The organism is Sphingomonas sp. OTU376, assembly GCF_038440415.1.
In the GTDB taxonomy this organism is placed as follows: Bacteria; Pseudomonadota; Alphaproteobacteria; order Sphingomonadales; family Sphingomonadaceae; genus Sphingomonas; species Sphingomonas kyeonggiensis_A.
On sequence record NZ_JASATQ010000065.1, the window covers coordinates 1 to 20,811 of the forward strand.

General features: G+C 67.2%; 25 protein-coding genes. 17 read left to right on the forward strand and 8 right to left on the reverse strand.

Going from position 1 to position 20,811, the window contains the following annotated elements:
• Positions 1-49: 49 nt before the first annotated feature.
• Positions 50-538 (reverse strand): SspB family protein, encoded by a 489-nt coding sequence (locus AAHM44_RS20390; RefSeq protein ID WP_269574313.1) that lies wholly within the window; start codon positions 536-538, stop codon positions 50-52.
• A 71-nt stretch (positions 539-609) separates the two neighbouring features.
• Between AAHM44_RS20390 and hisB the strand changes: the two genes are divergently transcribed.
• From hisB to AAHM44_RS20440, 10 genes are all read left to right on the forward strand, one after another.
• Positions 610-1,197: an imidazoleglycerol-phosphate dehydratase HisB gene (gene hisB / locus AAHM44_RS20395; protein ID WP_342251125.1), complete on the forward strand. Its 588-nt coding sequence runs from the start codon at positions 610-612 to the stop codon at positions 1,195-1,197.
• Complete coding sequence (gene hisH, locus AAHM44_RS20400; protein ID WP_342251126.1) at positions 1,194-1,799, forward strand: imidazole glycerol phosphate synthase subunit HisH; 606 nt, start codon at positions 1,194-1,196, stop codon at positions 1,797-1,799. Before hisB ends, hisH begins: the two co-directional genes overlap by 4 nt.
• A gap of 8 nt (positions 1,800-1,807) precedes the next feature.
• Positions 1,808-2,536 (forward strand): 1-(5-phosphoribosyl)-5-[(5-phosphoribosylamino)methylideneamino]imidazole-4-carboxamide isomerase, encoded by a 729-nt coding sequence (hisA, locus tag AAHM44_RS20405; RefSeq protein ID WP_342251141.1) that lies wholly within the window; start codon positions 1,808-1,810, stop codon positions 2,534-2,536.
• Positions 2,533-3,291 (forward strand): imidazole glycerol phosphate synthase subunit HisF, encoded by a 759-nt coding sequence (gene hisF / locus AAHM44_RS20410; RefSeq protein ID WP_269574311.1) that lies wholly within the window; start codon positions 2,533-2,535, stop codon positions 3,289-3,291. The genes hisA and hisF overlap by 4 nt, the downstream gene beginning before the upstream one ends.
• A gap of 53 nt (positions 3,292-3,344) precedes the next feature.
• A complete protein-coding gene (locus AAHM44_RS20415; protein ID WP_342251127.1) occupies positions 3,345-4,421 on the forward strand; it encodes a L,D-transpeptidase in 1,077 nt (358 codons plus the stop codon).
• A gap of 38 nt (positions 4,422-4,459) precedes the next feature.
• A complete protein-coding gene (locus AAHM44_RS20420; protein ID WP_269574309.1) occupies positions 4,460-4,663 on the forward strand; it encodes a hypothetical protein in 204 nt (67 codons plus the stop codon).
• Positions 4,664-4,722: 59 nt separating this feature from the next.
• Complete coding sequence (locus AAHM44_RS20425; protein ID WP_269574308.1) at positions 4,723-5,040, forward strand: phosphoribosyl-ATP diphosphatase; 318 nt, start codon at positions 4,723-4,725, stop codon at positions 5,038-5,040.
• A 213-nt stretch (positions 5,041-5,253) separates the two neighbouring features.
• Positions 5,254-5,631 carry a histidine triad nucleotide-binding protein gene (locus AAHM44_RS20430; protein WP_269574307.1) on the forward strand — a complete coding sequence of 126 codons (378 nt, stop codon included), beginning with the start codon at positions 5,254-5,256 and terminating at the stop codon, positions 5,629-5,631.
• Position 5,632: 1 nt separating this feature from the next.
• Complete coding sequence (locus AAHM44_RS20435) at positions 5,633-6,001, forward strand: hypothetical protein (RefSeq protein ID WP_269574306.1); 369 nt, start codon at positions 5,633-5,635, stop codon at positions 5,999-6,001.
• Positions 6,002-6,140: 139 nt separating this feature from the next.
• Complete coding sequence (locus AAHM44_RS20440; RefSeq protein ID WP_342251128.1) at positions 6,141-7,682, forward strand: amino acid permease; 1,542 nt, start codon at positions 6,141-6,143, stop codon at positions 7,680-7,682.
• Between the two features lie 100 nt (positions 7,683-7,782).
• On the opposite strand, the gene AAHM44_RS20445 is transcribed toward AAHM44_RS20440, so the two are convergent.
• Entirely contained in the window at positions 7,783-8,781 is a 999-nt protein-coding gene (locus tag AAHM44_RS20445; RefSeq protein WP_342251129.1) for an adenosine kinase, read from the reverse strand.
• 56 nt (positions 8,782-8,837) lie between these two features.
• On the opposite strand from AAHM44_RS20445, the gene AAHM44_RS20450 reads away from it, so the two are divergent.
• Both AAHM44_RS20450 and AAHM44_RS20455 read left to right on the forward strand, forming a co-directional pair.
• Positions 8,838-9,533: an EI24 domain-containing protein gene (locus AAHM44_RS20450; RefSeq protein WP_342251130.1), complete on the forward strand. Its 696-nt coding sequence runs from the start codon at positions 8,838-8,840 to the stop codon at positions 9,531-9,533.
• A complete protein-coding gene (locus tag AAHM44_RS20455; protein WP_342251131.1) occupies positions 9,530-9,916 on the forward strand; it encodes a hypothetical protein in 387 nt (128 codons plus the stop codon). Before AAHM44_RS20450 ends, AAHM44_RS20455 begins: the two co-directional genes overlap by 4 nt.
• Here AAHM44_RS20455 and queG read toward each other — a convergent pair.
• A complete protein-coding gene (queG, locus tag AAHM44_RS20460; protein ID WP_342251132.1) occupies positions 9,894-10,964 on the reverse strand; it encodes a tRNA epoxyqueuosine(34) reductase QueG in 1,071 nt (356 codons plus the stop codon). The two genes, AAHM44_RS20455 and queG, sit on opposite strands and share 23 nt — an antisense overlap.
• Before the next feature lie 42 nt (positions 10,965-11,006).
• Between queG and AAHM44_RS20465 the strand changes: the two genes are divergently transcribed.
• The 4 genes from AAHM44_RS20465 to msrB all read left to right on the forward strand — a co-directional run bounded on the left by AAHM44_RS20465 (position 11,007) and on the right by msrB (position 15,225).
• On the forward strand, positions 11,007-11,933 hold the full coding sequence (locus AAHM44_RS20465) for an ABC transporter ATP-binding protein (RefSeq protein ID WP_269574300.1): 927 nt from the start codon (positions 11,007-11,009) through the stop codon (positions 11,931-11,933).
• Complete coding sequence (locus AAHM44_RS20470) at positions 11,930-13,162, forward strand: ABC transporter permease (RefSeq protein WP_269574299.1); 1,233 nt, start codon at positions 11,930-11,932, stop codon at positions 13,160-13,162. Before AAHM44_RS20465 ends, AAHM44_RS20470 begins: the two co-directional genes overlap by 4 nt.
• 212 nt (positions 13,163-13,374) lie before the next feature.
• Positions 13,375-14,616 carry a cytochrome P450 gene (locus AAHM44_RS20475; protein WP_269574298.1) on the forward strand — a complete coding sequence of 414 codons (1,242 nt, stop codon included), beginning with the start codon at positions 13,375-13,377 and terminating at the stop codon, positions 14,614-14,616.
• Positions 14,617-14,742: 126 nt separating this feature from the next.
• Positions 14,743-15,225: a peptide-methionine (R)-S-oxide reductase MsrB gene (gene msrB, locus AAHM44_RS20480; RefSeq protein ID WP_269574297.1), complete on the forward strand. Its 483-nt coding sequence runs from the start codon at positions 14,743-14,745 to the stop codon at positions 15,223-15,225.
• 193 nt (positions 15,226-15,418) lie between these two features.
• Here msrB and AAHM44_RS20485 read toward each other — a convergent pair whose 3' ends face one another.
• Positions 15,419-15,988, reverse strand: coding sequence for a CHAP domain-containing protein (locus AAHM44_RS20485; protein ID WP_269574296.1), 570 nt, complete (start codon positions 15,986-15,988; stop codon positions 15,419-15,421).
• Positions 15,989-16,422: 434 nt separating this feature from the next.
• Between AAHM44_RS20485 and AAHM44_RS20490 the strand changes: the two genes are divergently transcribed.
• A complete protein-coding gene (locus AAHM44_RS20490) occupies positions 16,423-16,974 on the forward strand; it encodes a hypothetical protein (protein ID WP_269574295.1) in 552 nt (183 codons plus the stop codon).
• Positions 16,975-16,991: 17 nt separating this feature from the next.
• Here the strand turns inward: AAHM44_RS20490 and AAHM44_RS20495 are convergent, their stop codons facing one another.
• From AAHM44_RS20495 to AAHM44_RS20510, 4 genes are all read right to left on the reverse strand, one after another.
• On the reverse strand, positions 16,992-17,726 hold the full coding sequence (locus AAHM44_RS20495) for an extensin-like domain-containing protein (protein WP_446746011.1): 735 nt from the start codon (positions 17,724-17,726) through the stop codon (positions 16,992-16,994).
• Complete coding sequence (locus AAHM44_RS20500) at positions 17,723-18,466, reverse strand: NUDIX hydrolase (protein ID WP_342251134.1); 744 nt, start codon at positions 18,464-18,466, stop codon at positions 17,723-17,725. Before AAHM44_RS20500 ends, AAHM44_RS20495 begins: the two co-directional genes overlap by 4 nt.
• Positions 18,467-18,593: 127 nt before the next feature.
• Complete coding sequence (locus tag AAHM44_RS20505) at positions 18,594-19,610, reverse strand: SMP-30/gluconolactonase/LRE family protein (protein ID WP_342251135.1); 1,017 nt, start codon at positions 19,608-19,610, stop codon at positions 18,594-18,596.
• Positions 19,611-19,622: 12 nt separating this feature from the next.
• Entirely contained in the window at positions 19,623-20,717 is a 1,095-nt protein-coding gene (locus AAHM44_RS20510; RefSeq protein ID WP_342251142.1) for a Gfo/Idh/MocA family protein, read from the reverse strand.
• Positions 20,718-20,811 lie beyond the last annotated feature (94 nt).

The window sequence follows — 20,811 nt, forward strand, 5'->3', positions numbered from 1 at the left end:
TTGCCCCGGGGAACACCATTGTCAGGGAAACGACGCGCCGACGCGCGCCCTACTTCTTCCGCTTGAAGTCCACCGAGACGACGTTCGAGCCGTCCTCAACCGGCTTTGCCGCCGGGCCGTCATTCTCCGCTTCCTCATGCTGCGGATCGGGCTCGTCGCCATTTTCGGCCGCCTGGAAGCGCAGCTCGAAGTTCACCGCCGGATCGTGGAAGCCGGTGATCGCCGAGAAGGGGATGTTGAGCATCGCCGGGATCTGATTGAAGCTCAGCCCCACCGAGAACTTGTTGTCGTCCACCTTCAGGTCCCAGAATCGGTGCTGCAGGACGATGGTCATCTCGTCCGGGAACCGATCGATCAGCCGCTGCGGGATGTCGACACCCGGCGCATGCGTCTTGAAGGTGATGTAGAAATGATGCCCGCCGGGCAGGTTGCCGCCCGAATCGGCAACCGAGCCGAGCACGCGGCCGACGACTGCGCGCAGGGCCTCCTGCACGATCTCATCATAGGGAATCAGGCTATCGGGCACGTTGCCGGTCATGCCCCTTGGGTAGCGCCTGCCGCCGCACGGTCAAGATTGCATGCGCGGCAAGCTTCGTTATGGGGGTCGCGATGCGCACCGCCACCGTAAGCCGCAAGACGAGCGAGACCGCCGTCGACGTCACCGTCAACCTGGACGGGACGGGAGCCTATTCCATCTCCACGGGAATCGGCTTCTTCGATCACATGCTCGAGCAGCTCAGCCGCCATTCGCTGATCGATCTCGACGTGAAGACGGTGGGCGACCTCCATATCGACCAGCACCACACGGTGGAGGATACCGGCCTCGCGATCGGCGAAGCGATCCTCAAGGCGCTCGGCGACAAGAAGGGCATCCGCCGCTACGCCGATGCGCTGTCCGCGATGGACGAGACGCTCACCCGCGTCGCCATCGACATTTCCGGCCGCCCCTATCTCGTCTGGAAGACCGAATTCTCGCAAAAGCGACTCGGCGAGATGGACACCGAGATGTTCGAGCACTGGTTCCACAGCTTCGCCCAGACCGCCGGCCTGACGCTGCACGTCGAGACGCTGTACGGCACCAACAACCACCATATCGCCGAAGCCGCATTCAAGGGCCTCGCCCGGGCGTTGCGCGAAGCGGTCGAGATCGATCCGCGCAAGGCAGGCGTGGTCCCTTCGACCAAGGGCGTACTGTGAGTGCCGTCGCGCTGATCGACTACGGCGCGGGCAATCTCTATTCCGTCCACAACGCGCTGAAGGCCGCCGGCGCGACCGATATCGCCGTCACCGCCGACCCCGAGGCCGTGCTGAACGCCGACCGCGTCGTGCTGCCCGGTGTCGGCGCCTTCGGGGCATGCGCGGCCGGGCTGCGCAACATCCCCGGCATGGTCGAAGCGCTGAACACCCGGGTCCGCGCCCAGGGCGCCCCCTTCCTCGGCGTTTGCGTCGGCATGCAGCTGATGGGCGATGCCGGCGAGGAGATGGGCACCCATCCCGGCCTCGGCTGGATCCCCGGCACGGTCCGCGCCATCGCTCCCGCCCCCGGCGTCCATGTCCCGCACATGGGCTGGAACGACGTGATCCCCGCCTCCCCGCACCCGCTGATCGAGCCGGGGGAGGCCTATTTCCTCCACAGCTTCGCCTTCACCGGCGAGGACGTGATCGCCACCACCGATCATGGCGGCCCGGTCACCGCGGCGATCGGCCGCGACAACATGATCGGCGTCCAGTTCCACCCCGAAAAGAGCCAGCGCTACGGCATCGCGCTGGTCGAAAGGTTCCTCCAGTGGCGTCCGTAGAAACCGGCCTGATCATCTTCCCCGCGATCGACCTCAAGGGCGGCCAGGTCGTCCGCCTGGCCGAAGGCGATATGGATCGCGCCACCGTCTATGGCGACAATCCCGCCGCCCAGGCCGAGCTCTTCGCCGAGGCCGGCGCCGAATGGCTGCATGTGGTGGACCTGGACGGCGCCTTTGCCGGCGAATCGGTCAACGGCGCTGCCGTCGCCTCGATCCTCGAGAGCGGCTTTGGCGGCCATATCCAGCTCGGCGGCGGCATCCGCAACCGCGAGTCGATCGACCGCTGGCTCGATCTCGGCGTGAAGCGCGTGGTGATCGGCACCGCGGCGCTGGAGAATCCCGAACTGGTCAAGGCAGCCGCCCGCGACAATCCCGGCCGCATCGTCGTCGCCGTCGACGCGCGCGACGGCATGGTCGCCACCCATGGCTGGGCCGATGTGTCGGATGTCTCGGTGGTCGATCTCGCCCGCCGCTTCGAGGATGCCGGCGTCGCCGCGCTCCTCTTCACCGATGTCGGCCGCGACGGCCTGCTCAAGGGCTGCAATGTAGAGGCGACCGTGGCGCTCGCCCGCGCCGTCGCGATCCCCGTGATCGCCAGCGGCGGCGTCACCGACATCGCCGACATCCACGCGCTCCGCCCCCACGTCGCGGACGGCGTCGAGGGCGTGATCACCGGTCGCGCGCTCTATGACGGCCGGCTCGACCTGAAATGGGCGATCGAGGTGGGCAAGGCATGACCGTCCGCGCCCGCGTCATTCCCTGTCTCGACGTCGCCAATGGCCGCGTGGTCAAGGGCGTCAACTTCGTCGACCTGGTCGATGCCGGCGATCCGGTGGAACAGGCCCGCGCCTATGACGCGGCCGGGGCCGACGAGCTCTGCTTCCTCGACATCACCGCATCCCACGAGGCCCGCGGCACGATCCTCGACGTGGTCCGCCGCACCGCCGAGGTCTGCTTCATGCCGCTCACCGTCGGCGGCGGCGTGCGCAGTGTCGAGGATGCCCGCGCGCTGCTCCTCGCCGGCGCCGACAAGGTCGCGGTCAACTCCGCCGCCGTCTCGCGCCCCGAAGTGGTGGCGGAGATCGCCGAGAAGATGGGCAGCCAGTGCGTCGTCGCCTCGGTCGATGCGCGCCGCACCGCGAATGGCTGGGAAGTCTTCACGCATGGCGGCCGCAAGCCGACCGGCATCGACGCGGTCACCCACGCCCTCGCCCTCGCCCATCTCGGCGCCGGCGAGCTGCTGATTACCTCGATGGACCGCGACGGCACCAAGGACGGCTACGACCTCGAGCTGATCCGCACGATCGCCGACCAGGTGACCGTGCCCGTGGTCGCAAGCGGAGGCGTCGGCAACCTCCAGCACCTGGTCGACGGCATCACCCAGGGCCATGCCAGCGCCGTGCTCGCCGCCTCGATCTTCCATTTCGGCGAGGCGAGCATCGCCGACGCGCATGCCGCGCTGGCCGCGGCGGGCATCCCCGTCCGGTCTTAATTTGTTAGCAATCTCGGCTAAACTCGCATCGCCCACCCCGGGCATGCGAGGAGATGCCGCATGTTCAAGCTTCTGTTCTTCGCCGCCGCCCGCCGGAACGAGACCGCGAAATACACGCTCACCGTGAGCGTGCGCTGATGCGGGCACTGGCCTTCACCGCCGCGTTGCCCCTGCTCTGGGCCAGCCCCGCGCTCGCCCAGGGGGCCAAGGCCAGCTCCCCCGTCGAGTTCGCCCGCGACGTCGCGCAGCTCAAGCCCGGCGAATGGGTCTGGGCGCCCGAAGTCGCGCCGGCCGGACCGATCCTCGTCTATGTCGATCTCTCCGCCCAGCGCGCTACCGTTTACCGCAACGGCGTCCGCATCGCGGTGAGCACCGTCTCCTCGGGCAAGGCGGGACACGACACGCCCACCGGCGTGTTCACCGTGCTCCAGAAGGACGCGAAGCACCGCTCGAGCAAGTACAACAACGCCCCCATGCCCTTCACCCAGCGCCTGACCTGGGACGGCATCGCGCTGCACGCCGGGGGATTGCCCGGCTATCCCGAGAGCCATGGCTGCGTGCACCTGCCCTATGACTTCGCCAGGGCGCTGTTCGCCGAGACCAGCCTGGGCGTGACCGTGGTGGTCGAAGGCAATGCCGCAGACCATATCGAAACCACCGAGGCCAGCCTGCTCGCCCCGCTCGACGCGAAGGGCAAGCCCCTTGCCGGCCAGCCGCTCTCCGACAGCCAGCAATATCGCTGGCAGCCCGAGCGGTCGCCCGCCGGCCCGCTCACCATCATCGTCTCGAAGAGCGACCAGCGCATCGTCGTGCTGCGCGGCGGTGTCGAGATCGGCCGCAGCGCCGCCCATATCGACGACAGCGATCCCGGCTCGCACGTCATCACCCTCACCCATGGGCCAGACGGCGCGGATTATTGGGTCTATGTCGGCCTGCCCGGCCACAGCGAGGATGCCGGCCGCACTCTCGACGAAGCGACCCGCAACCGCGTGCGCATGCCCCGCGCCTTCTACGAGGCGGTGAAGGCCGAGCTCGTCCCAGGCGCCACTATCCTCGTCACCCAGTCCGGCGTCGGCGCCGAACCGGGCAAGCGGATCACGATCATGGACGCGGTGAACCCCGCGCCCTGATTAACATTCTGTCGGGACTTTTCTGCCAGTATCGCCGCATGCGCATCGCTCTCCTGCCCCTGGCCCTGCTCGCCGCGATCCCGGCGTTCGCCGCCGACGAGCCGCCGCACACCGGCCGCGCCGGCACGCGCTCGATGCCCGAGCTTTCGGACCTGGCGCTCGCCGCCTGCGCCGCCGGCGGCATCTGGTTCGTCCGCCGCCAGCTGCGCGCCCGCTTCCGCAAGACATCGCCCAAAGACTGACGGCGCAGGATTGACGTCTCAGGATTGACAGCAGCGCCTGCCTCCCGCAGCCGGAAACCATGGCCGATATGCTCGATACGCTGGAACAGACGATCCGCGCCCGCCGCGGCGCCGATCCCTCGACTTCCTATGTGGCGAAGCTCACCCATCGCGGCCGCGCCAAGATCGCGCAGAAGCTGGGCGAGGAAGCTACCGAGACGGTGATCGCCGCGATCCAGGATGATCGCGAGGAGCTGACCAAGGAAGCCGCCGACCTCGTCTTCCACCTGATCGTGCTGCTCGCCGATGCCGGCCTCGGCCTGGACGACGTCCGCGCCGAGCTCGCCCGCCGCGAAGGCGTGTCGGGTATCGAGGAAAAGGCGAGCCGCACCATCTAAGGTGAGAATACAGGCAAGCCCTGGAATACCGCCGTCATCCCCGCGAAGGCGGGGATCCATTCTGGCTGACCGTGATGAGTCCCATTCTCCGCAGCGGCAATGGATCTCCGCCTTCGCGAGGATGACGATGAGAAGATCGAGTCCCAACCGACCATCTTCCCGGCTTCCGCCGGCATGACGGTTTGCTATTTGGATAGGGAAAAGGAGCCGCGCATGCCCATCGACGCCACCCAGCCCTATGACGACCAGAACATCTTCGCGAAGATCCTGCGCGGCGAGATCCCGTCGAAGAAGGTCTTCGAGAACGAGTTCGCCCTCGCCTTCCACGACATCAATCCGCAGGCGCCGCACCATATCCTGGTGATCCCCAAGGGCCCGTACGTCTCGTGGGACGATTTCTCGGCCCGGGCGAGCGAGGCGGAGATCGCCGGCTTTGTCCGCGCGGTGGGCCAGGTCACGCGCGACGCCGGCTTCGTCGCGCCGGGCTACCGGCTGCTCGCCAATACCGGGCTCGACGCCCATCAGGAGGTGCCGCACCTCCATGTGCACATCTTCGCCGGCAAGCCGCTCGGCCCGATGCTGGCGCGCTGAGATGCGACGCACGGCGATACGGGTTCTCGCCGTGGTCGCCGTGCTGCTCGTCATTGCCGGCGGCGCGGCCGCGTTCACCTGGCCGGAGATCCGCTTCCTGCTCGTGTCGAAGCAGGATCAGCCTTTCGTCGATCTTACCTACCGGCGCGCGGGGAGCCTGGGCGGAGCGCCCTTCGGCACGCCTTCCAGCGGCAAGCCGGATCCGCGTTTCGAGGCCCGGTGGAGGGAAAGCCATTATCCGGTGGTTCGACGCGAGCTGGCTCAGGTCTGTGTCACCCTGCACGCAAGGCAATCGCTCGGCGCCCTCTACGAGTCCTGCTTCGACGCGCGCATCCGTGCGCCTCTGCGGGAAACGATAATCGCTTTCTAGCCCCACCACTCGCCGCTTTCGTGCGCGAAAGCTGGGCTTTGGTCTACTAAAGCATTGCCTCCCCCGGTTTTGCGGCTAGGCTCCGCGCTTTCATCCAAACGGGGCGGCGGGATCAGCCCGCCGTAGAGGGGACCATCCAATGATCTTCGGGCGCGTAAAGCCACTCGATGCCATCCTCGCCACCGCCGAGAAAAAATCGCTCCACCGTTCGCTGGGAGCTTTTCAGCTCACCATGCTCGGCATCGGCGCGGTGATCGGCACCGGCATTTTCGTTCTCACCGCCGAAGCCGCGCAAAAGGCCGGCCCTGGCATGATGGTTAGCTTCATCATCGCCGGCGTGGTCTGCGCCTTCGCAGCCCTTTGCTACGCCGAGATGGCGTCGATGGTCCCGGTCTCGGGTTCCGCCTACACCTATAGCTATGCCGTGATGGGCGAGCTGATCGCCTGGATGGTCGGCTGGGCCCTCATCCTCGAATATGCGGTAGCCGCGGGCGCGGTCTCGGTCGGCTGGTCCGGCTATGTGATCGGCCTGATCGAGCATACCTTCCATGTCGACATACCCGCCTCGCTGGTCACGGGACCGTTCGATGGCGGCCTGATCAACCTGCCCGCGATGCTGATCGCCGCGCTGGTCACCTGGCTGCTGGTCATCGGCACCAAGGAGAGCGCCACGGTCAACGCCATCCTGGTCGCGATCAAGATCACCGCGCTCACCGTGTTCATCATCCTGGCGGTGCCGGTGATGAACAGCGCGCAGTTCTCGCCCTTCGCGCCGACCGGCGTCATCGGCGTCTCGATGGCGGCAGCGTCGATCTTCTTCGCCTATGTCGGCTTCGACGCGGTCTCGACCGCGGCCGAAGAGACCAAGAACCCGCAGCGCAACATGCCGATCGGCCTGATCGGCTCGCTCGCCATCTGCACCATCTTCTACCTGCTCGTCGCCGCCGGCGTGATCGGCGCTCCGGGCCTCAGCACCCAGCCGGTTACCGACGCGATGGGCCATGCGCTCGAGCCGGGCAGCCGCGAACTGGCCGCCCAGTGCGCCAGCCGCGCCGCCGAAGGCTTCAAGGACGTGGTCTGCTCGAAGGAAGCCCTGGCCTTCACCCTGCGTGAAATCGGCTGGCCGCAGATCGGCAACCTGCTCGGCCTCGCCGCCGGCCTGGCGCTGCCTTCGGTCATCCTGATGATGATGTTCGGCCAGACCCGCATCTTCTTCGTGATGAGCCGCGACGGCCTGCTCCCCGCCGCCTTCTCGAAGATCCACCCGAAGTTCAACACCCCGCACGTGATCACGATCATCACGGGTATCGCGGTGGCGCTGTTCGCGGCCTTCTTCCCGGTCGGCCAGCTCGCCAACATCTCCAACTCGGGCACGCTGTTCGCGTTCGCCGCGGTGTCGATCGCGGTGATGGTGATCCGCAAGACCGACCCGACCCGCAAGCGCCCGTTCAAGACGCCGTTCGTGTCCATCACGGCGCCGATCGCGATCCTGGGCTGCCTCTATCTGTTCATCAGCCTCGATCACAAGAGCATCATCCTCTTCCTGATCTGGGCAGCGGTCGGCCTGCTCGTCTATTTCGGCTACAGCCGTTCGCGCAGCCATGTTGGCCGCGGCATCGTCGATGTGTCCGAGCATCAGGCCTATGAGGAACTGGACCCGCCGGTCCCCGGCACCCACTAAGGGCGCCGGTTTCCAGGCAAAGAGAAAGGGCCGGAGGAGCGATCCTCCGGCCCTTTTTCTATCTGAAGCCCCTCCCCTGAAGGATAGGGGCCTTTAAGGCTCAGCCCAGCTTCTCTGCCGCCAGTGCCTTGAGGTCCACCTCGGCGCGTGCGCCATAGTGCTGGATGATCTCGGCGGCGCACAGCGCGCCCAGGCGCAGCGAGTCCTTCACCGAGCGGCCCTGGGCCTGGCCGTGGAGGAAGCCTGCGGCGAAGCTGTCGCCGGCGCCGGTAGTGTCGATCAGCTTGGCGATCGGCTCGGCCGGAACCTCGACGCGCTCCTCGCCGACCAGCGCCATCGCGCCGTTCTCGCTGCGGGTGACGACCAGCACCGGCACCTTGCCGTGGATGTGCTGCACCGCCGCCTCGAACTCCTCATGCTGGCACAGCGCCAGCAGCTCGTTCTCGTTGGCAAACAGGATGTCGATCATCCCGTCCTCGATCAGCTTGCGGAAATCGTCGCCATGGCGCGAGATGCAGAACACGTCCGACAGCGTGAAGGCGACCTTGCGGCCATTGGCGCGCGCGATCTCGATCGCCTTGCGCATCGCGGCGCGCGGTTCTTCCGGATCCCAGAGATAGCCTTCGAGGTACAGGATCGCGCCGCTGGCGATCAGCGTCTCGTCCAGCGCCGAGGCCGGCAGGAACTGCGAGGCGCCCAGGAAGGTGTTCATCGTGCGCTGGCCGTCCGGCGTCACGAAGATCAGGCAGCGTGCGGTGGTCGGCTGGCCGGGGCGGACTTCGGTGTCGAAATGCACGCCCGCGGCGCGCAGGTCGTGCGCGAAGACTTCACCGAGCTGGTCGTCGGCGACCTGACCGATAAAGGCGGTCTTGCTGCCCAGCGCGGCGAGGCCGGCCACGGTGTTGCTCGCCGAGCCGCCCGAAACCTCGCGGCCCGGGCCCATCTTGGCATAGAGCGCATCGGCTTCTTCGGGCGAGAACATGAGCTGCATCGAGCCCTTGGCCACGCCGATCTCCTCGATGAAGCTGTCCTCGGCCTGGGCGAGGATGTCGACGATCGCGTTGCCGATGGCGACGACGTCATAGGTGGGGCTGGTCAAACGAATGCTCCAAAAAGATTGCGTCGTCGCCGTAGAGACGGGCAAAGGATAGCGCAATGATTCACGCCTTCTTCCTGTCCTTGGGCCAGCTGTTCGACCGGCCGATACTGGCGGTCTTCGTGAAATCGGTGCTGTTGACCCTGGTCCTGTTCGCCGCGGCGAGCGTCGGCCTGTGGTTCGGCATGCACGCGCTGGCCGACTGGATCGCCGGATGGATGGGCGGCTGGAGCGGATCGGACGCCTTTGCCGATATCGGCACGATCGTGCTGGTGGTCTTCTTCCACTGGCTGATGTTCCGCGCGATCGCCGTCGCCGTGATCGGCGTCTTCGCCGACGAAGTCGTCGCCGCGGTCGAGAAGAAGCATTATCCCGGCGCGCATGCCCAGGCGATCGACGTGCCGCTCGGTCGTTCGATCGCGATGGGCCTCGGCTCGGCGGTGCGGCTGATCGCGATCAACCTGCTGCTCTCGCCGCTCTACCTGCTCCTGCTGGTCACCGGGGTGGGCACCGCGCTCGCCTTCTTCCTGGTCAATAGCTGGCTGCTCGGCCGAGACCTGGGCGACATGGTCGCCGCCCGCCACATGCCGCGCGGCGACCTGCGCCGCTGGCGCGGGCGAACCAGCATGAGCCGCTTCGCGCTCGGCACCGTGGGCACCGGACTTCTGCTCGTCCCGATCCTGAACCTGGTCGCCCCGGTGCTGGGAGCCGCGATGGCCACCCACGCATTTCACCGCGGGAGGCGGGCATCATGAAGAAACTCATCCTTATCACCACCCTGGCGCTGGGCGCGTGCGGCGAAGGCGGCGTGATCCCGCCGCCGCGCGCCGGCTATGTGCCGGTGCCGAGCGCCCGGCCGACGCCGAGCACCGCGCCGATGCCGGCCAACCTCGCGGCGATCCAGGGCGCCACCGCCCCGCGCCTGATCGCCCGCTTCGGCAAGCCCCAGCTCGACGTCAGCGAGGGCACCGCCCGCAAGCTGCAATTCTCCGGGCCGATCTGCGTGCTCGACACCTATCTCTACCCGCAGAGCCGCGGCGAGCCGGTGGTCACCCATGTCGATGCCCGCCAGCGCGACGGCCGCCCGATCGACGAAGCCAGCTGCGTCTCGGCGCTCAGCGGAGCGCGGGCGCGCTAGCTTCCGGAGCGAGCTTCCCCAAGGCCCATTCCGCCGCTTCGCGCACCGTCTCGTCGGCATCCCCCAGCAACGCCCGCACCGGCGCGACCAGCGCGGCATCCCCGCTGTTCCCCGCCGCGATCAGGCAGTTGCGCATCATCCGGTTGCGCCCGATCCGCTTGATCGGCGAGCCCGAGAAGACCTCGCGGAACCCCGCATCGTCCAGCGCCAGCAGGTCCGCGAGCGCCGGCGCGGTCAGCTCGGCGCGCGAGGTGAAGGCCAGGTTGGCCTGCGCCGCATGGGCGAACTTGTTCCACGGGCACACCGCCAGGCAATCGTCGCAGCCATAGATTCGGTTGCCGATGCCTTCGCGGAATTCCTCCGGGATCGGCCCCTTGTGCTCGATCGTCAGGTACGAGATGCAGCGCCGCGCATCGAGCGTGTAGGGCGCCGGAAAGGCATCGGTCGGGCACGCCGTCTGGCACGCATCGCAGCTGCCGCAGGTGGTTCGCACCGGCCCATCGGGTTCCAGCTCCAAAGTGGTGTAGATAGCGCCCAGGAACAGCCAGCTTCCATGCGAACGGCTCACCAGGTTGGTATGCTTCCCCTGCCACCCCAACCCCGCCGCTTCCGCAAGGGGTTTCTCCATCACCGGCGCGGTGTCGACGAACACCTTGAGCTCGGCCCCCGGCGCCTCGGCGACCAGCCAGCGCCCCAGCTCCTTGAGCCGGCGCTTCATCACATCGTGATAGTCCTGTCCCTGGGCATAGGTGGAGATCCGCCCGATCCCGCCATGCCCGGCCAGCGCCAGCGGATCGCGCGCCGGGGCATAGCTCATGCCGAGCGAGATCACCGACTTCACTTCCGGCCACAATCCGGCCGGCCGCTCGCGGTGATGCGCGCGCTCCTCCATCCACAGCATCGAGCCGTGGCGCCCCTCCTCCAGCCATTGCCGCAGCCGCTCGGCGGTCTTCGGCGCGGCATCGGCGCGCGCGATCCCGCAGGCCCCGAACCCGATTTCCTCGGCTTTGGCCTTTATTAGGGCTTCAAGTGGCTTGTGCGTTTCCACGCGGACCCGCTACCACCAAAGCCACAACGGAGGGACTCTCATTTGACGAGCGAATTGGCCGTAAGCGCCCGGGGGCTGGTCAAATATTTCGGGGATCGTCGCGTCGTCGACGGAGTCGACATCGCCGTGCCCAAGGGCCTCGTCTATGGCGTGCTCGGCCCGAACGGCGCCGGCAAGACCACGACGCTGCGCATGCTGCTCGGTATCATCGAGCCCGACCAGGGCCAGCGCTCGATGCTCGGCTACAGCCATCCGCGCGACGCCAGCGACCTGGTCGGCTATCTCCCCGAGGAGCGCGGCCTCTATCCCAACATGAAGTGCCGCGAGGCGATCGCCTTCATGGGCGCCCTGCGCGGCCTGCCCTGGGCGACCGGGCGCAAGCGCGCCGACACGCTGATGGACAATGCCGGCCTCGGCCATGCCAAGGACGAGAAGATCCGCAAGCTCTCCAAGGGCATGGCCCAGCTCGTCCAGCTGCTCGGCTCGGTGGTCCACGAGCCCGACCTGCTCGTCCTCGACGAGCCCTTTTCCGGTCTCGATCCGGTCAACCAGGAAAAGCTCGAGAAGCTGATCCGCGCCGAGCGCGATCGCGGCGCGACCATCCTGTTCTCGACGCACGTCATGGCCCATGCCGAGCGCCTCTGCGACCATCTCTCGATCATCGCCGGCGGCAAGGTCCGCTTCGAAGGCACGGTCAACCAGGCCCGGGCGATGCTGCCGATGAAGGCGCACTACACCCCGCACCACAATGTCGAGGGCGCCGCCAGCCTGCTCCCCGCCGATGCCTTCCGCGAAGGCGATGGCTGGCGCTTCACCCTGCCGGAAAGCGGGATCGAGGCGCTGCTCGTCAAGCTGATCGACGGCGGCTACGGCGTATCCGGCCTGGCGATCGAGCGGCCCGGCCTGCACGACGCGTTCGTCAGGATCGTCGGCGCCGATGCCCTCAAGGACGAGGAGGAAGCGGCATGAGCAAGTTCGCGCGCATGCTGCGCCAGGCGTTCACCGTCGCCCGTCGCGATTTCACCGCAACCGTCTTCACTCCCACCTTCCTGCTCTTCCTGCTCGCGCCGGTGCTGATGATCGGCTTCGGCGCGGTCGGCGGGATCGGCGCCCAGTCGATCGTCGGCGACGATTCGCAGATGAAGATGGTGGTGATCGCCCCGCCCGCCCAGGCGCCAACCCTGATCGAGACCGACCAGCAGCTCCGCAGCCTCTTCCCCAAGAAGAGCGAGCTCGCCCCGCCACCGCTGACGATCGAGGCGCCCACCGCCGATCCGGCGGCCCAGGCCCGCGCCTATTTCGACAGCGACAAGTTCGATGCCGCCGCCGTGCTCTACGGCCCGCTCGACAAGCCGGAGATCCTCTACGCCCGTCGTGGCTGGACCGAGGCGCAGTACCTCACCCAGCTCGCCGAGCAGAGCCTGCGCGCGCAGAAGCTCGGCAAGGCCGAACCGATCGCCACCGTCACCCAGACGGTCGTCCAGCGCGGCCAGGGCTCGCCCACCGGGCGCGGCCAGGCCGCCTCGATCGGTGTGTTCGCGATCTTCTTCCTCACCCTGTTCCTGTCGGGCCAGGCCGTCGGCACCATGGCCGAGGAGCGCTCGAACAAGGTGATCGAGATCCTCGCCGCCGCCGTCCCGCTCGAAAGCGTGTTCTTCGGCAAGCTGATCGGCATGTTCGGCGCCGCAGTGCTGTTCGTGCTGTTCTGGGCGACTGTCCTCATCAACGCGACCCGGTTGCTCCCGCCCGAAGTCGCCGGCAGCTTCCCCAGCCTGATCGCGGCGATCGGCGCGCCGACCTACGCGTTCCTGTTCATCGCCTATTTCACCATGTCCTACATGCTGCTCGGCGCCACCTTCCTCAGCATCGGCGCGCTCACCTCCACCCAGCGCGAACTGCAGATGCTGTCGCTGCCGATCACCATCTTCCAGATGATGATGTTCGGCCTGGCGCTCGCCGCCGCGAATCGTCCGGGCAACTGGGTCGAGACCGTGGCGCAGATCTTCCCGTTCAGCTCACCCTTCACGATGATCGGCCTGGCCGGCAGCTCGCCGGTGCTCTGGCCGCATCTGCTCGCGCTCGCCTGGCAGGCGCTGTGGGTTGCGATCATCATCACCGTCGGCGCCCGCCTGTTTCGCCGCGGCGTGCTCAAGTCGGGCAGCCCCAAGCGCCGCTCGAAGATCGAGGCGACGGCGTAGCAAGCTGCAAATCCCCCTCCCTGAAAGGGAGGGGTTAGGGGTGGGTCGATGACCGCGATACGGCCAGCGCATCGCGCAAGGCTTCCGTATCGCCAGGCACCCACCCCCGCCCCTCCCTTTCAGGGAGGGGAGTGTCGCACCCCCTATCACCTCTCACTATTGACACTTCTGTCAATTAGGTATTCCCTCTCCGAAAAGGCAGGAGAGGCAGCATGGCTACGCTTGCGACGGAAACCGCGGCACCCGGCAGCATGAGCGTCGATCCGCTCGACGTCAGCCGCCCCGAGCTCTACCGCGACGACACCTGGCACGAGCCCTTCCGCGAGCTGCGTGCCCGCGGCGGCATCCATTATACCGAGCAGAGCGCCTTCGGCCCCTTCTGGTCGATCACCACCTACAAGCCGCTGGTGCAGGTCGAGTCGCTGCCCGACATCTTCTCGTCCGAGGCCGGCGGCATCACCATCGCCGACATGGCGGAGGGTGACATCAAGATGCCGATGTTCATCGCGATGGACCGGCCCAAGCACACCGACCAGCGCCGCACCGTCGCCCCCGCCTTCACGCCGAGCGAGATGGTGCGGATGACCGACAATATCCGGATGCGCACCGCCGAGATCCTCGATTCGCTGCCGGTGGGCCAGGAGTTCGACTGGGTCGACCGGGTCTCGATCGAGCTGACCACCCAGATGCTCGCGCTGCTGTTCGACTTCCCCTGGGAAGAGCGCCGCAAGCTCACCTACTGGTCCGACTGGGCCGGCGATATCGAGATCGCCAAGGATCCGGTCCGCAAGGAGGAGCGCCGCCAGATCCTGTTCGAATGCGCCGCCTATTTCGGCAATCTCTGGCAGGGCAAGGTCGGCAAGGAGCCGACCCCCGACCTGATCTCGATGATGATCCATTCGGACGCGATGAATCACATGGACCAGATGGAGTTCCTCGGAAACCTCATCCTGCTGATCGTCGGCGGCAACGACACCACGCGCAATTCGATGAGCGCCTATGCCTGGGGGCTCAACCAGTTCCCCGAGGAGCGCGCCAAGCTCGAGGCCAATCCCGGCCTGATCGGCAATGCCACGCAGGAGATCATCCGCTGGCAGACCCCGCTCTCGCACATGCGCCGCACCGCGACTCAGGATACCGAGCTCGACGGCCACAAGATCCGCGAGGGCGACAAGCTCGGCCTCTGGTACATCTCGGCCAATCGCGACGAGAGCGTCTTCGCGGATGCCGACAGCATCATCGTCGACCGCGAAAATGCCCGCCGCCACCTCGCCTTCGGCCACGGCATCCACCGCTGCGTCGGCGCCCGCCTGGCCGAGTTGCAGATCGGCGTGCTGATGGAGGAAATGGCCAAGCGCCGCCTGCGCGTGAACGTAACCGGCGAACCCGAGCGCGTCGCCGCCTGCTTCGTCCACGGCTACAAGAAGATGGCGGTGGAGCTGAGCCACTATTGAGCCATTGTCGTCATCCCGGCGAAAGCCGGGATCTCAGGCGAAGGCGCGATACGGCACGAGATCCCGGCTTTCGCCGGGATGACGATGGGGCTGGACGCGGGCCCACGCCCTCCCCACATCCCTTCCATGGAAACCAACCGCCGCAGCTTCCTCACGATCGCCGGCCTCGGCGCCCTGACCGCAGCCTGTGGCGGAACGCCCGCAGAGGCCGCGCAGAAATTCCCGTTCACGCTCAGCGATGCCGAATGGCGCAAGCGGCTCAGCCCCGCCGCCTATCGCGTGCTCCGCCAGGGCGCGACCGAATACGCCTATTCCAGCCCGCTCAACAAGGAACACCGCGCCGGCACCTTCACCTGTGCCGGCTGCGCGCTGCCCTTGTTCAGCTCGACGACCAAGTTCGACAGCGGCACCGGGTGGCCGAGCTTCTGGCAGCCGCTGCCCAACGCGGTGGTCACCCGCGGTGATAACACGCTCGGCATGAGCCGCACCGAGGTCCTCTGCCGCCGCTGCGGCGGGCATCTCGGCCATGTCTTCGACGACGGCCCCCGCCCCACCGGCAAGCGCTACTGCATGAACGGCGTCGCGCTGGCATTCGTGGCGAAGGGGTAGCCCCTTCTATTCCCCTCCCTGGAAGCGAGGGGTTAGGGGTGGGTGGAGGCGTGGCGATACTGCAGCCAACCGCGTAGCTGAACCGTATAGCGGGTATCGACCCACCCCCGACCCCTCCCTTCCAGGGAGGGGAGTAAAAACGAAAAAGCCCGGCAGTGCCGGGCTTTTCCAATTCCGATCCTCACCAACCAAGTCAGCCCGCGTCGGGCATCTCGTTCTTGGCGTCGGCGATCACGTCGCTCATGTCGAGGTCGAGCGAGGGCTTGAAGTCGTCTTCGTCGAAGTCGCGCGGCGCGCCGCCCGAATAGATGAAGCCGTTGACCGGATAGACCGAGGTGCCGAGGCCACCGACCGGCGCGAACCACACCTTCACTTCGCTCCAGTCGCCCGCTGCCGACACGTCCACGGCGCGGACGTTGCGCTCGATGCCGCCGGCGCGCGACCAGTTGGCATGGGTGAGCAGGACTTCGCGGTCGCTGACGATCTGCGAGACCATCGCGACATGGCCGAGCGGCATCTTGCCGGTGCGCTGGAACGACATCACCGCGCCGACCTTCGGGGCTTCGCCGCGCTGGTAGCGGCCGGCGGCCTGGCTCCACCAGGTCCAGGCGTTGCCGTGGATGTTCACGCCCGAGATCTCACGGGCATAGGGCGCGCACTGCCAGAAGGTACGGCCCTTGGCCGAAGCCGCCTGCGGGGCGGCCATCATCAGGGTGCAAACAGCCATCAGCGCAAAACGCGCTGCGAGAACACGGAAATTCATGGACCCCCCGGTCAGGAAGCAGTCAGATGTTGAGTGCGACTGACCAGATCATAGGACGTAAGTATAGGCCTGCGGTTCACCGATCCGACGAACCGTTGCGACGAGCCGATGACTTGCAGATGAACGGCGATTCCGGGGGAACTTTGCCCCTGTCCGCGCCCCCCCATGCCCCCGCAGCAGCGAAGGCCGCCCCGTCCGGCCTCCGTACGAACCCCGATCCGGATACGTCCCGAATGGGCAATATCCTGTCGCAAGGCCATCAGGTGGCGTGGTTTTCCACAAGCGCCCCTTCGGTTCATCGCATCGATGTTGCGCTGCGGAATCACTTGGTCTCCTATAATGAACAGGGGACGACGGCAGGTTAAGCGGCCCGTTAACCATATGGGCGCATGATCTGCTTTGGAGGGTCACGATTGGGGTGGGAGTTTTGAACGATGGGAGCACGAGCTAAACCGGCAGAAGGCGCGATGACGCTGGCCGAAATGAAGGAATTCGCGGGTTTCAGCGCCGCTACGCAGCGCTACATCCGCCGCTCGCTCGATATCGGGCTCGAGCGGGAAGACGCGATGCTCCGCTGGTCGCGCGACGTGGTCGAAGCCGCCAGCATCCGCGCCCAGGCCCATATCTATGAGCGCCTCCAGGAAGTCCGCGCGCTGATCCCCGACGACAGCGACCTCGATTCGATCGAGCCGTTCCTGTCGCCGCTGATCGCGATCGCCGCGTTCGACCTCAGCCAGGGCCGCCTCACCAGCTTCTCGGCCTTCCGCTTCCTCTACGAGCGGCTGATCGGCGCCGAAGTGCGCCCCTGGCTGCCCTCGGCCTTCTGCGCCGCCGCCGCCCTGCCGCACCTCCACCCGGACCTGCGCCGCAAGCTGCTCCAGTCGATCAGCGAAGCCGCCGCAACCGCCTCGGGCTGGTCGAACCGCCAGCCGAGCTTCTACCCGGCCTGGGTGGAGAAGGTGGACTCGGCCGCACTGCCGAACTGATATTCCGGCGGGCTTGCCTAGCGGCAGGCCCGCCACCCCATCTCGCCGCGCTCGGCCTCGTCGAGATGCAGGTGATCGCGGTGCGCCGCGTTATAGTCCGGCGAGAGCACCGTCGAGAACAGCTTGCACGCCCCGCCGCGCACCTCGCGCAGGAACGCCGCCTTCTCGCCGCCCTCGCCCCAGTCCTTGAGCACGCTGATCCGCGTCCCGTCCGCCAGCCGGAACCCCGCCACGTCGAGCGCATCCGCCGTCGCATGCTCGCTCCAGTCGCCCGCGCTGCGCCCGTACATCCGCCGGCACGAATAGCTGCCGAGATGCTCGATCTGCGCCACCTGCACCCCGAAATGCTTCTGCGCCGCCGGCTGGACGATCTCCCATTCCCACAGCGACAGCGCCGCCGCGACCGGGCAGGAAGTGCCGAGATTGGCCGGGCTCATCGCGATCCCGCGCGAGCCGCCCGGCGTCAATCGCACGCCGTCGCTATACCCGCAGGCAGGATCGCTCCCCTTCACTTCGGGCAGCGCGGTGTAGCGCACGCCCGCCGAGCGCAGCAGCACCCGGCATTCGGCATAATCGTCGCTCAGTCCCGCCAGCTTGCGCCCGGTGAACACCCCGATCGGCTGGCTCAGGTCGAGCCGCGTCCAGGGCAGGTCCTGCGGCCGCCCGCGCAGCACCGCCCAGCCGAGGAACAGCCCGAACAGCAGCAGCGCCGCCAGGATCGTCCAGCCGATCGCCCGGCGCACCCGCCTCAAATGCGAACCGCGTCTTCCAGCCGCTGCGAAGTGATCGGATAGCCGAGGTCGTCGGGGATGCAGAGCCGCCGCTCGCCGTCCCGCTCCTCGATCCACGGCGTCACGGTGCGGATCGGATGCGCCCGCGCGTCGGCCACCGCTTCGTCGTAGCTCGCGTACAGCGCCAGCCGGTCGAGGTTGCGCCGGGTCGGGAAGATGATGTGCGCCTCGCCCCGGTCCGCCGCGTCGAGCACCGCCCGGGCGCTCGCCCAGAACACCCGGACATTCTCGTTGCCGTCGACCAAAGGCTCGGCACCCTTCGGCGCCCGCGCCAGATAGAAGCGCGTGTCGAACACCTTGTGGTGCACCCCCGCCGGCAGCCAGCGCGAGAAGGGCACCAGCGCGTCGAGGTCGAGCGCCGCGCCCGCCTCGTCAAGCAATTCCCCCATCGCCTCGCCGGCATAGAGCCGGTCGCGCAGCGCCAGCATGTCGCCCGCCGGCGCCAGCCCCACCGCGACGCCGGCTTCCTCCAGCGTCTCGCGGATCGCCCCGATCCGCGCGGCATTCTCGTCGACATCCCCCGCATGCAGCGCCGCCAGCGCGAAATCGCCCGGATCGACCCGCCCGCCGGGAAACACCAGCGCCCCGCCGGCAAACGACATCGCCGCCGCCCGCTCGACCATCAGCAGCTCGGGCGGCCCGTGCTCGGCCTCGCGCATCACGATCACGGTCGCCGCGGGAATCGCCTGTTCGTCGGTCATGGGGGAGAGTTTAGGGCGCGCTGGCGCAAATTACATCGTCATGCTGAACTTGTTTCAGCATCCAACCCACCCCCAGCGATACCGCCCGTGGAAAGTTGGACCCTGAAACAAGTTCAGGGTGACGGAGCTACCAGCCCGCCACCTTCAACCGCACCTTCACCACCATGTCCGACGACGTGATGAACAGCGTCTTCCCATCCTCGCCGAAGCAGCAATTCGCCGCCGCCTTGCCGGTGGAGATCACGCCCAGCTTCCTGCCGTCGGGTGCGATCACCCAGATCCCGCCCGGCCCGCTGGCGAACAGGTGGCCGCTCTTCGCCACCTTCATCCCGTCGGGCAGCCCCGGCAGCTTCCTGGCCACCTCGGCCGAGAAATCGACGAACGGAACCAGCTCGGTGCTCGCCGAGCCATCCGCCGCCAGCTCGCAGGTGAAGATCTTCGCCGCATCGGGATCGGACTGGCTCACATAGAGCCGGTCGAATCCCGGCGAGATGCCGATCCCGTTCGGCCGCTTCAGGCTCTTGTCGATCAGCGACACGTCGCTGCCGTCCGCATTCACCCGGTAGACCCCGTTGAACGCCAGCTGCTTGAGCGGCGATTCATCGCCTTCGCTCAGGCCATAGGGCGGATCGGTGAAATATATGATCCCGTCCCGCCCGATCACCAGATCGTTGCAGCTGTTGAACTTCTTGCCCTCATATTCGCCCGTGACGATCGTCTTCTTCTTCGTCGCCAGGTCGACCCGCGCGATCGCCCGGGTGCCCGAATCGGCCATCAGCAGATTGCCGCGCGCATCCAGGATCATCCCGTTGGACCCCGCCTCGCGCACCCCCGCCGGGATCGGCCCGGCCAGCCCCGAAGGCTTGAGGAACGGCTTCGCGCCCTCCCCCGCCTTCCAGCGATAGGCGATGTTCATCGGCACGTCGGAGAAGAGCAGATAGCCGCCCTTCTTCACCCACACCGGCCCCTCGGCCCATTTGAATCCGCTCGCGACAACCTCGATCGGACTGTCCACATCGATCAGCGCGTCGAGCCCCGGATCGAGCCGGGTGATGCGCCCGACCGCCTGGCCCAGCGCCACGCCGGGCAGGAAAGGCAAGGCAGCCATGCCGGCCAGCAGGCTGCGGCGGGTCGTCTCGATCATCATTCTACTCCGTCACGCGAGCTGAATTGCCCGCCCCTCGCGCGCCGATCGATAGATCGCCTCGATCAGCCGCATGTCGCGCAAGCCTTCCTCGCCCGACGCCCGCAGGGGTATGCCGCTGAGCACGCTTTCCGCAAGATGATCGAGCTGCGCGACGAACTGGTTCTTGGCGGGCGGCGGCAGCATGACCTGCTCGGTCTTGCCGTTTGCCCGCGCCCACATCTGGTGCCCCTCATAGGATGTGGCCGGCTCCATCCCCACCCAGCCCTTGGTCCCGCTCACCCGGAAGGCGTTATGGCCGGAGGAATAGCTCGACACGCAATTGGCGATCACGCCCGAGGGGAAGCGCATCTGCCAGTCGATCCGATCCTCGACATTCTTGAAGCGCGGGTCGCTGCGGTCGGTGAACTCCATCGCGCTGACCGCCACCGGCTCCTCGCCGGCCAGGTAGCGCGCCGCGTTCAGGCTGTAGATGCCGATGTCCATCATCGATCCGCCGCCGGAGAAGGGCCGGTCGAGCCGCCACTGGTTGGGCTGGGCATAGAAGCCATGCTCGGCGGTGATCAGCGTCGGCCGCCCGACGAACCCGGTCTTCACCAGCTCGACCGCGCGGAGGTTGTACGGCTCGAAATGGCAGCGATAGCCGATCATCAGCTTGCGCTTGGCCTTGTTCGCCGCCGCGATCATCGCCTCGGCCTCGGTCGCTGAGACCGCCATCGGCTTCTCGCACAGCACATGCTTGCCGGCCTGGCTGGCGCGGATCGAATATTCCGCATGCAGGCTGTTGGGCAGCACGACATAGACCAGGTCGATGTCGGGATTGTCCTTGATCCGGTCGTAGCTCTTGTAGTCGTACCAGTGCGTTCTGGGCACGCCGTACTGCGCGCCGAACTTCTCGAGCTTGGCCGGCGTGCCGCTCACCAGCGCCTTCAGCTCGGCGAACTCGCAATCCTTGATCCGCGGCAGGATCTGGTTGGTCGCGTAATTGCCCAGGCCGACGATCGCATAGCCCAGCTTGCGCTTGCCCTGCGCCCAGGCCGGCAGGCCCGCCACGCCCGTAATCAGCCCCGCGCCGATGCCACCCAGCACCGTGCGCCGCGTTCCCATGATCGTCATTGCCCGGTTCCCTCTCCGACTGGCGATTGCCCAAGCCCCGTCGCCGGCACGTCATCCGCCGGTCGCTCCGCGTTAGCGCTATCAT